Source organism: Affinundibacterium seohonense (genome assembly GCF_014284305.1).
Classification (GTDB): domain Bacteria; phylum Pseudomonadota; class Gammaproteobacteria; order Burkholderiales; family Burkholderiaceae_D; genus Undibacterium; species Undibacterium seohonense.
This window is the reverse complement of sequence record NZ_JACOFW010000001.1, coordinates 292,245-305,313: the sequence shown is the minus strand read 5'-3', so window position 1 is coordinate 305,313 and position 13,069 is coordinate 292,245. Positions and strand designations below refer to the sequence as shown.

The 13,069-nt window shown below is 45.4% G+C and carries 12 protein-coding genes; 3 read left to right on the top strand and 9 right to left on the bottom strand.

The genetic code is table 11. From position 1 onward, the window contains the following. Positions 1-8: 8 nt before the first annotated feature. The 5 genes from uppS to rpsB form a co-directional block, all read right to left on the bottom strand. Complete coding sequence (gene uppS / locus H8K52_RS01285; RefSeq protein ID WP_186920694.1) at positions 9-764, bottom strand: polyprenyl diphosphate synthase; 756 nt, start codon at positions 762-764, stop codon at positions 9-11. Positions 765-804: 40 nt separating this feature from the next. Further along, on the bottom strand, positions 805-1,365 hold the full coding sequence (gene frr / locus H8K52_RS01280; protein WP_186920693.1) for a ribosome recycling factor: 561 nt from the start codon (positions 1,363-1,365) through the stop codon (positions 805-807). 108 nt (positions 1,366-1,473) lie between these two features. Continuing rightward, the gene (gene pyrH / locus H8K52_RS01275; protein ID WP_186920692.1) at positions 1,474-2,190 is read right to left on the bottom strand and encodes a UMP kinase; all 717 of its coding nucleotides are present in this window, start codon (positions 2,188-2,190) and stop codon (positions 1,474-1,476) included. Positions 2,191-2,408: 218 nt separating this feature from the next. Beyond that, positions 2,409-3,290: a translation elongation factor Ts gene (gene tsf / locus H8K52_RS01270; protein WP_186920691.1), complete on the bottom strand. Its 882-nt coding sequence runs from the start codon at positions 3,288-3,290 to the stop codon at positions 2,409-2,411. Between the two features lie 136 nt (positions 3,291-3,426). Further along, complete coding sequence (gene rpsB / locus H8K52_RS01265) at positions 3,427-4,170, bottom strand: 30S ribosomal protein S2 (protein ID WP_186920690.1); 744 nt, start codon at positions 4,168-4,170, stop codon at positions 3,427-3,429. Between the two features lie 372 nt (positions 4,171-4,542). Here rpsB and map point away from each other — a divergent pair, with 372 nt between their 5' ends. The 3 genes from map to H8K52_RS01250 are packed head-to-tail and all read left to right on the top strand — an operon-like array spanning position 4,543 to position 8,716. Further along, positions 4,543-5,373 carry a type I methionyl aminopeptidase gene (gene map, locus H8K52_RS01260; protein ID WP_186920689.1) on the top strand — a complete coding sequence of 277 codons (831 nt, stop codon included), beginning with the start codon at positions 4,543-4,545 and terminating at the stop codon, positions 5,371-5,373. Next, the gene (locus H8K52_RS01255) at positions 5,373-7,934 is read left to right on the top strand and encodes a [protein-PII] uridylyltransferase (RefSeq protein WP_186920688.1); all 2,562 of its coding nucleotides are present in this window, start codon (positions 5,373-5,375) and stop codon (positions 7,932-7,934) included. The genes map and H8K52_RS01255 overlap by 1 nt, the downstream gene beginning before the upstream one ends. A gap of 35 nt (positions 7,935-7,969) precedes the next feature. Further along, positions 7,970-8,716, top strand: a complete 747-nt coding sequence (locus H8K52_RS01250; RefSeq protein ID WP_186920687.1) for a pseudouridine synthase — start codon at positions 7,970-7,972, stop codon at positions 8,714-8,716. 122 nt (positions 8,717-8,838) lie between these two features. On the opposite strand, the gene H8K52_RS01245 is transcribed toward H8K52_RS01250, so the two are convergent. The 4 genes from H8K52_RS01245 to ligA form a co-directional block, all read right to left on the bottom strand. After that, on the bottom strand, positions 8,839-8,991 hold the full coding sequence (locus H8K52_RS01245) for a hypothetical protein (RefSeq protein ID WP_186920686.1): 153 nt from the start codon (positions 8,989-8,991) through the stop codon (positions 8,839-8,841). Positions 8,992-9,423: 432 nt separating this feature from the next. Further along, a complete protein-coding gene (def, locus tag H8K52_RS01240; RefSeq protein WP_186920685.1) occupies positions 9,424-9,957 on the bottom strand; it encodes a peptide deformylase in 534 nt (177 codons plus the stop codon). A 32-nt stretch (positions 9,958-9,989) separates the two neighbouring features. After that, complete coding sequence (gene galU, locus H8K52_RS01235; protein ID WP_186920684.1) at positions 9,990-10,874, bottom strand: UTP--glucose-1-phosphate uridylyltransferase GalU; 885 nt, start codon at positions 10,872-10,874, stop codon at positions 9,990-9,992. A 105-nt stretch (positions 10,875-10,979) separates the two neighbouring features. Then, the gene (gene ligA / locus H8K52_RS01230) at positions 10,980-13,046 is read right to left on the bottom strand and encodes an NAD-dependent DNA ligase LigA (RefSeq protein WP_186920683.1); all 2,067 of its coding nucleotides are present in this window, start codon (positions 13,044-13,046) and stop codon (positions 10,980-10,982) included. Between the last annotated feature and the right edge of the window lie 23 nt (positions 13,047-13,069).

Sequence of the window (13,069 nt, the reverse complement as noted above, 5' to 3'; positions counted from 1 at the left end):
CAAAGCCGTTAAGCTTCCGTACCTTCCGCTAGTTGTGCACTAGTGCGGCCGAAGCGTCGTTCACGCGATTGGTAAGAGGCGATGGCCTCGTCTAAAGACTTGCCATTAAAATCAGGCCAAAAGGTATCGGTAAAAAACAATTCCGTATATGCCAATTGCCATAACAAAAAATTAGAAATCCGCGTTTCGCCGCCTGTACGAATAAACAGATCTGGCTCGGGCGCATACGCCATTGACAATTGCGACTCCAGCATCTCTTCTGTGATGTCAGATGCCGCTTGCCCATTTGATGTCAGTTTATTGACAGCCTGAACAATATCCCAGCGACCGCCATAATTGGCACAAATCGTGACAGTTAAGCGCGTGTTCGCGGCAGTCAATTCCTCTGCCTTTTGAATCGCATCCTGCAAAGCCAGATCAAAACGCGATAAGTCGCCAACAATTTTCAAGCGAATATTATTGTCATGCATCTTCTTCACTTCTTTTTCCAAAGCAGTAACGAATAGACGCATCAGCAAAGACACTTCATCGGCAGGACGTCGCCAATTCTCAGAACTGAAAGCAAATAAAGTCAGAAATTGAATGTCGCGTTTAATGCAGGCTTCGACAATACCACGTACGGCATCAACACCTTTAACATGCCCTGCAACACGAGGCAAAAAACGCTTAGTAGCCCAACGCCCATTGCCATCCATAATGATGGCAATGTGCTTCGGCATCAGTCCCGCATCGGGGACTGTTTTCGTTGAGCTTGAATAATTCATGAAACTCCGAGTTTGAATAAAGAAAAAATGATGCCGCGACTTAAACGGTCAACACTTCTTTTTCTTTTTCAGTCAAGAGCTTATCAACTTCAGCCACAAACTTGTCGGTCAACTTCTGAATATCATCTTGGGCACGGCGCTCATCATCTTCAGAGATATCCTTATCTTTGACCAATTTCTTCAATGATTCATTTGCATCGCGGCGAATATTGCGCACAGCGATCTTGGCATCTTCGCCTTCAGTCTTAACCAACTTCACCATTTCTTTACGACGTTCTTCTGTCAATGGTGGTGTTGGTACGCGAATCAAATCGCCTTGTGATGCTGGGTTCAGACCCAAATCGGATTCACGAATCGCTTTTTCGATCACGTTTAACATTTTCTTTTCCCACGGTTGGACACCGATGGTACGAGAATCGATCAAAGTGATATTGGCGACTTGTGAAATATTCGTCGGCGAACCGTAATAATCGACCATTACGTGATCCAAAATACCTGGATGAGCACGACCGGTACGAACCTTAGATAAATCTGCCTTTAAGGTTTCGATCGATTTTTGCATGCGCTGATCGGCGCTACTTTTAACACTAGCAACTGTCATGATTTACTCCTGAACTAAATGAGAATGAGAGCTTACGCTCTCATTGACCTCAAAACAAATTAAGTTTGGTGAATCAGCAAAGATCACCTTGCAATCCGAAACGGCGCATTATACGTGGACTAAGGTACCTTCGTCTCCACCCATAATCAGATTTTTTAAAGCACCTGGTTTAACAATGGAGAATACTTTAATCGGCAACTTCTGATCACGACACAAGGCAAAGGCCGTCGCATCCATAACCTGCAAATGACGCGAAATCGCTTCGTCAAAAGAGATGGTTGTATAACGAGTAGCAGTTGGATCCTTTTTCGGATCGGCAGTGTACACGCCATCGACTTTGGTAGCTTTCAAGACCAACTCAGCACCAATCTCTGCTCCGCGCAAGGCCGCAGCGGTATCCGTCGTGAAGAAAGGGTTACCAGTACCCGCAGCAAAAATCACCACTTTACCCTCTTCCAAATATTGCAAGGCTTTAGGACGAACATAAGGCTCAACAACTTGCTCAATCGCGATCGCTGACATTACGCGTGCAGTCACGCCAACTTGACGCATAGCATCACCCAAAGCGAGGGAATTCATCACCGTGGCGAGCATACCCATATAATCAGCAGTGGCTCTGTCCATACCTTGAGCACCAGGTGCTACACCGCGAAAGATATTGCCGCCACCGATTACAATTGCCAGCTCTACGCCCATACGGGAAACTTCGGCGACATCGGCCACCATACGCTCAATGGTTGCGCGATTGATGCCATAGGCATCATCACCCATTAAAGCCTCACCAGAGAGTTTTAAAAGCACACGCTTATAAGCTGGTTTAGTCACGATCTGGGCTCCTTTAAAGTTGGGAAGAGATTATTGCAAAAATTCTTTGAGATCCATTCTGAGTTCAGAGAACAAAGAGAAACCCCGATATAAAACACTTGCGATAATCGCTTGCACTAGCACGATTTTTCATTTTACTGCCAATACTACAAATACCACTCTTAAATACTACTCTTAAAAAAACGGGCCTTTCGGCCCGTTTTCTTTTTGAAGTCAGCTTACGCTTGTTTAGCAGCAGCAACTTGCGCTGCCACTTCAGCAGCGAAATCATCTTGCTTCTTCTCAATGCCTTCACCAACGACGAACATTGTGAATGCTTTCACAGATGCGCCAGCAGCTTGCAACATTTGCTCAACTGTTTGCTTGTCGTTCTTAACGAATGGTTGATTCAACAAAGAAACTTCTTTCAAGAACTTCTGGATAGAACCTTCTACCATCTTTGTAACGATATCAGCTGGCTTACCAGATTCTGCCGCTTTCAAAGAAGCTACTGAACGCTCTTTTTCGATCAATTCAGCAGGAACTTGTTCGATAGACAAAGAAACTGGTTTCATCGCTGCAATGTGCATCGCAACGTCTTTACCGATTTGTTCATCAGCAGCATCAAATTCGACTACCACGCCGATACGTGTACCGTGCAAGTAAGAAGTAACTTTTGCTGCAGATTCAAAACGTTGGAAACGACGGATAGACATGTTTTCGCCGATCTTACCGATCAAACCAGCACGAATACTTTCAACTGTGCCATCTTCCAATGGCAATGCAGCCAATGCAGCCAAATCAGCTGGATTTGCATCAGCGATCAATTTTGCTACTTTATTTGCAAAAGCGATAAAGTCATCATTCTTAGTAACGAAGTCAGTTTCGCAGTTAACTTCTACCAAAGAACCAACGCCACCAGAGATGAAAGAGGCAACTACACCCTCTGCTGTGATACGGGAAGCTGCTTTAGAAGCTTTGCTACCCAATTTAACGCGCAAAATCTCTTCCGCACGCTCCATATCGCCTTCAGCTTCCGTCAATGCTTTTTTGCATTCCATCATTGGTGCATCTGTCTTTGCACGTAATTCGCCTACCATCGCTGCTGTAATTGCTGCCATGTTTCTCTCCTAATTCATTGCATCACGAAGATGCACAAGTTCAATATAAATTCGATTTAAAAAAAGGGGCAAACACGCGTTGGCCCCTTTTTTACGCTTCAAACGCCATGCTTTTTCAAAAAAGCACCAGCGTGAATTAAGCCTGTTCTACTTCAACAAACTCGTCGCTTGGCTTAACTGCTTCAAGCACTTCATTTACGGCATTTGCACGGCCTTCCAAAATTGCATCAGCAACGCCACGAGCGTACAGAGCAATTGCTTTAGAAGAGTCATCATTACCAGGAATGATGTAAGTAACGCCTTCTGGTGAATGGTTAGTATCAACTACGCCAATCACTGGGATACCCAATTTAGCAGCTTCAGTGATCGCGCCTTTGTGGTAACCAACGTCAACCACGAAAATCGCATCAGGAACGCCTGGCATATCTTTAATGCCGCCGATGGATTTTTGCAACTTAACCATCTCACGTTGGAACATCAAACCTTCTTTTTTGGACAATTTCTCTACAGAGCCGTCCAATACAGAAGCTTCCATATCTTTCAAACGCTTGATAGAAGTCTTAACTGTTTTGAAGTTAGTCAGCATACCACCTAACCAACGTTGATCAACAAAAGGCATACCTGCACGGTTTGCTTCTGCAGCGATCAATTCGCGCGCTTGACGCTTAGTACCAACCATCAAAACCGTACCACGGTTAGAGGACAATTGGCGGATGAATTTCATTGCTTCTTGATACATCGCCAATGTTTTTTCCAAATTCATGATGTGGATTTTATTGCGATGACCGAAGATGTACGGTGCCATTTTTGGATTCCAAAAACGGGTTTGGTGACCAAAATGGACACCAGCTTCTAACATTTCACGCATTGTTACAGACATAATAACTCCAGGGTTAGGTCTTGAATCGAGTCAGTGATTCCTCAGCTTTTTATACTAGAAGAGAAACACCCTTTTCGACCAGATTCGATCTTTAAGAAACAAAATATTTACTACTACATTTAATTAGCATGTAATTTATTCAAGCTAACCATCTATTCTAACCTGAAACAGTCACTTTGATCAAGTACGGAGACCAATTCAAACTTCATCCGTGCTTGCACGCTCACCTAAAGCGCGCAAAAGATCAAAATAAATTCGTAAAAATGGGGTTTATTCTTTGTAGGCCTCAACGCGCTTATTACTCCTCGTCTATAATTCACGCTTAAACTCCTCTAATTTCCCCATTATTTACTTTCTGATTGCAGAGAACGCATGTCATCTATTTCCATTAAAACCGCTGAAGATATCGCTGGCATGCGCATTGCCGGTCGCTTAGGATCTGAAGTCCTTGATTACATCACCCCTTTCGTCAAAGCGGGTGTCACCACTGGCGAACTTGATCGCCTGTGCCACGAATACATGACCAATGTACAAGGATCAATTCCTGCTCCATTAAATTACTGCCCACCTGGCTACACGCCTTATCCAAAAGCGATTTGCACATCAGTCAACGATGTCATTTGTCACGGCATTCCAGGCGACAAAGTATTAAAAAATGGCGACGTCGTTAATTTAGATATTACTGTAATTAAAGATGGCTACCATGGTGATAATAGCCGTATGTTCTTCATTGGCGAACCATCGATTTTGGCGAAACGCTTGAATGAAATCACTTATGAATGTATGTGGCTTGGTATTCAACAAGTTAAGCCCGGCAATCATTTAGGCGATATCGGCCATGCTATCCAACAGCACGCCGAAAAAGCTGGTTATAGCGTGGTACGAGAATTCTGCGGTCACGGCATAGGCAAAGTTTTTCATGAAGAGCCGCAAATTTTGCACTACGGTCGTCCAGGAACACTGGATGAACTGAAGCCAGGCATGATCTTCACAATAGAACCTATGATCAATGCAGGTCGCCGTGAAATTCGTGAAATGAATGATGGCTGGACGATTAAGACCAAGGATCGCAGCTTGTCAGCGCAGTGGGAACATACGATCTTAGTAACAGAAACTGGTTATGAGGTATTAACGCTGTCCGCTGGCTCACCACCTCCACCTGCATTTATTACAAAGCAAGTAACCGCACAAATCGAAGCCTAATGAAAACAGCCATCGCGAATGCCATGGCTTTCAAAGCAAAGCTGAAGGCCGAACAGCAGATCATCATTCAATCCTTCAAAGATAAACCGAAGGCTGAAACACTACTAAAAGACTTGTGTCGCTGCGTCGATGCTAACTTAAGCGACATTTGGAAGAGTTTTAACTTCCCAAAAGAACTCGCTTTAGTTGCCGTCGGCGGCTATGGACGTGGTGAGCTATTTCCGTTTTCTGACGTAGACGTCTTAATTCTGTTAACTGATCATCCAGATAAAGACCTTAGAGAAAAACTCGAGAACCTAGTGCAAATATTCTGGGATATCGGCCTAGACATTGGGCATAGTATACGCACGATAGACGAATGCATGACCGAAGCCGCGGCCGACATCACGGTCAAAACAGCATTACTCGAAGCACGTTTATTGGCAGGTAGTCGAAATAGTTTTCGCGAACTTAAGACGCGCTATGATGAGGCGATGAATCCTCAGCAGTTCTTTCAAGCGAAACTATTGGAACTGCATCAGCGTCACGTCAAATACGAAGACACGCCATATAGTCTGGAACCGAACTGCAAAGAAAGTCCGGGTGGCTTGCGCGATTTACAAGTCATCTTGTGGGTAGCAAAAGCAGCCAAGCTCGGCGATTCTTGGGCGGAGCTCGCGGCACGCGGCTTGATCACTGCGACTGAAGCGCATCAACTTAAACGCAATGAACGCGCATTCAAAGACATACGAGTGCGTCTGCACATACAAGCAGGTCGTCGCGAAGATCGTTTGGTTTTTGATTTGCAAAATGCGATCGCTGCCACCTTTGGTTTTGAAACTACCGAATCGCGCCGCTCCAGCGAATATTTGATGCAGCGCTATTATTGGGCAGCGAAAGCAGTCACACAACTCAATACCATCTTGTTACAAAATATTGAAGCTGTCTTGTTTCCTTTACCGCATCAAGCGAAAGTGATTAATGAACGCTTCAATGAAGTCAACGCCTTAATCGATATCGTCGAAGAAAACGTATTTGAACAAACGCCTTCTGCGATGTTGGAAGTGTTTTTATTGTTGTCTCAAAACGCCAATCTGAAAGGCATGACCGCCAAAACGCTGCGAGCGCTTTGGCATGCACGCAATTTGATTGATGCGGAATTCCGTCACGATATTTTTAATCGCGGCACTTTCCTGCAGATCCTGCAATCCCCACGTGGCATTACGCACGTATTGCGCAGCATGAATCAAACCAGTATTCTGGGTCGTTATTTGCCAAATTTCCGTCGCATCGTTGGACAAATGCAGCACGATCTCTTTCACGCCTATACCGTAGATCAGCACATCTTAATGGTCGTACGCAATCTGCGGCGATTCACGATGACCGAACACGCGCACGAGTATCCGTTCTGCAGTCAATTGATGGCGAACTTCAATCAGCCTTGGGTCTTGTATATAGCCGCCTTATTTCACGATATCGCAAAAGGACGCAATGGCGATCACTCCGTGTTGGGCATGGCAGATGCGCGTAAATTTTGCTTCGATCATGGCATTTCAAAAGACAATACCGAATTAGTTATTTTCTTGGTCCAGCAACATTTGACCATGTCGCAAGTCGCGCAAAAGCAAGACTTATCTGACCCCGATGTAATTCAAGCATTTGCCAATCTGGTCAAAGATGAGCGTCACTTGACAGCCCTGTATTTATTAACGGTCTGCGATATTCGTGGCACCAGCCCGAAAGTATGGAACGCTTGGAAAGGCAAGCTCTTAGAAGATCTCTACAAAATCACCTTGCGCGTGCTTGGAGGAGAAACTCCTTCCGCTGATCGCGAACTGAAAAATCGCCAAGAAGAAGCGCTCAAGGCTTTGCGCTTAGTCGGCATAGAACATGACGCCCATACTAAGTTATGGAACGAACTCGATATCGTCTACTTCTTACGTCATGACGCATCCGATATTGCTTGGCAAACGCGCGTACTACACGACAAAATAAGCAGCCCTACTCCCATTGTTAAATGTCGTGTGGCACCGATCGGTGAAGGCTTGCAAGTCACTGTGTATTTGCTAGATCAAGCAGATCTTTTTGCGCGTATTTGCAATTATTTTGACAGTAAGAATTTTGCGATTCTCGATGCTAAAATCCACACGACTAAGAGTGGCTATGCACTCGACACCTTCTTAGTCACGGAGCCAGCATTTGCCAGCCATTATCGCGACATTATTAATTTAATCGAACATGAATTGGCTGAGATCTTGGCGAAGCAAGTTCCATTAAGTACACCGAATCAAGGACGACTATCGCGTTTGTCTCGCAATTTCCCTTTGGTGCCAACGGTAGAATTACGCCCTGATGATAAAGGCCAATATTTCCTGCTATCGATTTCCGCAAATGACAGGAACGGCTTGTTATATTCAGTTGCTGGCGTACTCGCCAAGTACAAAATCAATCTACACACGGCCAAGATCATGACCCTGGGCGAACGTGTAGAGGATGTCTTTTTGGTCGATGGTGCAGCTTTGCATAACCCGAAAAATCAAATTCAATTTGAGTCCGAATTACTAGATGCACTGCGCATTTAAATGAACAATCAAAGATCAATAAAAAGAAATTAGCTATGACAGAACAATTAAGACTCTCCAAACGCATGTCCGAACTAGGCCTGTGTTCACGCCGTGAAGCCGATGAATGGATCGCCAAGGGTTGGGTACGTGTAGACGGCAAGGTCGTGTCCGAATTGGGCAGCAAAGTTTTTCCAGATCAAAAAGTCACGGTAGAACGTCAAGCCGCAGCCGAGCAATCCAAGCGCGTAACGATACTCATCAACAAACCAGTTGGCTATGTCAGCGGGCAAGCAGAAGATGGTTATGAACCTGCGATTGCATTAGTCAAAGCAGAAAATCGCTGGAGTGAATGCAAAGTCGAAAACGAATTTCACCCAACACAATTGCGTAGCTTAGTGCCTGCTGGTCGTTTGGATATTGATTCAGTTGGCTTGCTGGTCTTGACCCAAGACGGTCGCGTCGCTAAAAAGCTGATTGGCGAGAACACTGATGTTGAGAAAGAATACTTAGTTCGTGTTGAGTACACTAAACCTGGCACATTACCTGCTGGCGATTTGCGCTTGCTCAATCATGGCTTAAGCTTAGATGGCAAGAAACTTATTCCCGCGAAGGTACGCTGGATGAATGAAGACCAATTACAGTTTATTCTCAAAGAAGGCAAAAAGCGCCAGATTCGTCGTATGTGTGAGATGGTGGGATTGCGGGTGGTTGGATTAAAACGTGTTCGTATTGGTAAAGTGCGTCTTGGGCATTTGCCTGAGGGGCAATGGCGGTATTTGCGGGATGATGAGCCGTTTTGATTTTTTGCTATAAATTAATTTTTGAAGGAGCTGGCTTGATTTGGTTGCTCCTTTTTTTATTTTTTCAGTCTACTGAGCAAGGGGCGTCTTAGCTTTTCTTTCACGCCAATCTAGCTTAACGTTTACAGGTCGGGTGTGGCCCGACAGCCACTTCCTTTCTTTGCTTCGCCAAAGAAAGGAAGCAAAGAAAGGCGACCACGCTGCCACTGCCCTTCGGGTTCCCAATTGTGCAAGACAAAAATGGGGAGAGTCAGAAACTCGCTACGCTCAGACATCTGACTCTCTTTATCCCATTTCTGTCCCGCACAATTGGCAGTGTCAGAAGTGGAACAGCATTAAAGTCAAAAGCAACGGCAACACCAAAACAATCAATACCGACGGACGTTCAATTTTCTACTTGCAGTTGTAGGTCGTTGCTTTTGAATTTGTTTTTGACCTACCCCCGTTTGAGACGATGTAATTTGTGCTTGGCAGAAAATGGGATCAGGGTTGCGAATGTTTGAGCGTAGCGAGTTTTCGCAACACCCCATTTTTTGGCATGCACAAATTATGCTGAAGCGAAGCGTAAGCACCCCGAAGGGGCGAGTCTACGGTCGCCTTTTTTGGATTACCTTTTTTGGCGAAGCAAAAAAGGTAATTGGCTGTCGGGCCACACCCGACCTACAGACAATAAATCAACCGTAAAATTAATACGAATCGAAAAAACCTCAATCATCCTCACCAGGATCCAACTCAGGAAACAAAACCTCAGTAAACCCAAACTGCGTCAAATCCTTAATCCGCATAGGATACAAAACCCCATTCAAATGATCCGTCTCATGCTGCACTACTCGCGCATGAAAACCATCCACGTCACGACTGATCTTCTGACCAAACTGATCAAAACCCTCATAACGCAAACGACTCCAGCGAGGAACCAAACCACGCATACCGGGAACAGACAAACAACCTTCCCAAGCATCATCGGTCTCATCCGACAAAGGCGTCAACACAGGATTGATCAAAACAGTCTCAGGCACATTCGGCGCATCGGGATAACGTGGATTTCTTTTAAAGCCGAAGATCACCAATTGCAGATTGACACCAATTTGCGGTGCGGCTAAACCTGCGCCATTGGCATGCTGCATGGTTTCAAACATATCAGAAATTAGTTGGTGTAATGCTGGCGTGTCAAATTCTTGGATAACATCGGATACTCTGAGTAAGCGCGGGTCACCCATTTTCAAAATTGGATAGATCATAGCGTCACACCTCCGGTTAGCATCATTAGGAATTATTTAGAACCCATCAATTCATGCAAATATTTGGCAAACTCTTCGCCCACCTCGGGATGTTTTAAGCCAAGTGCAACACTAGCCTTGAGGTAGCCTAATTTGGAACCGCAATCATAACGCTTCGCATCACAACGATAGGCAAACACGGGCTCATCTTTGAGCATCGCTGCGATGCCATCGGTTAATTGAATTTCACCGCCCGAACCTTTACCAAGGTTTTCTAGGTAATTAAAAATGTTCGCCGACAAAACATAGCGACCTGCAACTGCCAACGTAGACGGCGCCTCTTCCGGCTTCGGTTTTTCAACAATACCGAACATACGCTCGAGATTTGGCTTATAGAATTCGCCGCTCACTATCCCGTATTGATTGGTAAATTCACGCAAGACCTCTTGCACCGCAACGATACTGCCCCCCTCTTGCGCATAAAGTGCAGCCATTTGTGCTGTAACACCTTTTTGACCAGGACGAACATCCATCAGATCATCTGCCAACAAAACAGCGAAGGGATCTTCACCAACCACTGGGCGAGCGCATAATACCGCGTGCCCCAAGCCCAAGGCTGCAGGTTGGCGAATGTAAATACAATTAATATTGCTCGGAATAACGCTACGGACAATATCCAAAAGCGCGTCTTTACCAGCAGCTTCTAACTCATGTTCTAGTTCATACGCTGTATCGAAATGATCTTCAATCGCACGCTTGTTTCGACCTGTGATAAACACCATATCCGTGATACCAGCTTCGACGGCCTCCTCTACCGCATACTGGATCAAAGGTTTATCAACGACTGATAACATTTCCTTGGGTTGCGCTTTTGTTGCTGGTAAAAATCGGCTACCAAATCCGGCAACTGGAAATACGGCCTTTCTAATTCTTCGCATCGATGTCTTTTCCCTCTAAATTTATTTTTTATATTTTTACTGTATTCGTTGTTACTTATTGTTGGGCTTCGCTTTGCTCAGCACCAAGCTACTTGTCATTTATTTTCAGACCTTGCATAGCGCAAGCAACTGTTCTTCGGATAAAACCGGAACACCCAACTCTCGGGCTTTTAAAAGCTTGCTGCCTGCGTCTTCACCAGCTACGACATAACTAGTTTTCTTGGAAACGGAACCAGCTACCTTGCCGCCATTTTTCTCAATCAATGCACCCGCTTGTTCACGACTCAAGTTCGGTAAAGTTCCTGTCAATACCAAAGTCTTACCGGCAAACACAGCACTACTTAAATCCAATTTTTCTATAACTGGCCAGTGTATTCCGGAAGCCATCAACTGCCGCACCAACTCAACGTTAAAAGGATCTGCAAAAAAGCGAATGATCGATTGCGCAACTACAGGACCGACATCATTCACTTGTAATAATTGTTCTTCTGTCGCTGCCATGAATGCTTCGATATCGGCGAATGCCAAGGCTAGGTCTTTGGCCGTTGACTCTCCAACATGTCGAATGCCAAGGGCATAAATAAAGCGTGGCAAGGTAGTCGACTTAGAAGTCTCAAGCGCATCGAGTACGTTCTGTGCCGATTTCTCTGCCATACGATCGAGCTCAGCTAATGCCATCAAGCCCAATTTATAAAAATCCGCGGCAGTTGTCACCACATTCTTATCGACCAATTGTTCAATCAATTGTTCGCCTAAGCCTTCGATATTTAAAGCTTTACGTGATGCAAAATGAAACAAACCGCCTTTACGCTGCGCAGCACATTTAATCCATCCGCCAGAGCAACGAGCAATCGCTTCGTCTTCTAACTTGACAATGTCAGAACCGCATATCGGGCATTGTTTCGGCAATACAAACACGCTGGTTTGTTCTGGACGTTTTTCCAAAACACTGGCAACCACTTCGGGAATCACATCGCCAGCACGGCGCACAATTACAGTATCACCAACGCGTACATCTTTGCGCTGAATTTCCTCTTCATTGTGCAGCGTTGCATTGGTGACCGTCACACCACCGACAAACACTGGTGCTAAGCGAGCCACTGGTGTGATTGCGCCGGTGCGTCCCACCTGCACTTCAATATCGAGCACTGTCGTTAAAGCTTCTTCAGCCGGAAACTTGTGCGCAATCGCAAAGCGCGGTGCGCGTGACACAAAACCTAGAGTTGCTTGTTGATCAAAGCGATTGACTTTGTAGACCACACCATCAATTTCGTACGGTAACAGCGCACGTTTTTCTTGTACCTTGCGATAAAAATCTAACAGTGCTGGAGCACCTTTAACCAGGGCTTTTTCTTCACATGTCGGAATGCCCATGCCTTGATACCAATCGAGCAGATCGCGATGTGAGGCTGGCAATTCTGCCCCCTCCAAGAGGCCAATGCCATAGGCAAAGAAACGTAAATTACGTTGCGCCGTAATGGTCGAATCAAGTTGACGTAAGCTACCTGCTGCGGCATTACGAGGATTGGCAAATTCTTTGGCACCAAGGTCGCGTTGACGCTGATTTAATTTATCAAAGTCAGCCTTGAACATCAAAACTTCACCGCGCACATCCAATATTGCGGGAGGATTTTCACAACGCAATCGTAATGGAACGCTACGAATTGTCCGAATATTCTCCGTGACATCTTCACCGGTATAACCATCACCGCGCGTAGCTGCCTGCGCAAACACGCCATTGATATAGCGCAGATTAATCGCTAAGCCATCAAACTTTAGATCGATCGCATATTCAAGATCTTGATTACCGAGTTCTAGACCTTCACGCGCACGACGGTCAAACGCGATCACATCTTCGTCTTCGAAACCATTATTCAAAGACAGCATCGCAACCGCGTGTTGAACCTGCGAGAATTCCGGCAAAATCGCGCCGCCCACTCGCAAGGTCGGACTATCAGTTGTCTTTAGTTCAGGATGCTGAGCTTCCAGCGTTTGCAATTGCTGGAAGAGCTTATCGTATTCCGCATCGGGTATCGTCGGTGCATCCAGCGTGTAGTAGTTGTAGCCATGTTGTGTTAATTCACGACGCAAACGCTGCGCCAAATCCGGCAAAGACTCTTCTACGCGCTCACTTTGCTGAGCAGTAGTACCGGCAAATAAATCATTTTGCATGTTAAAGCGCTCTACTCAAATCA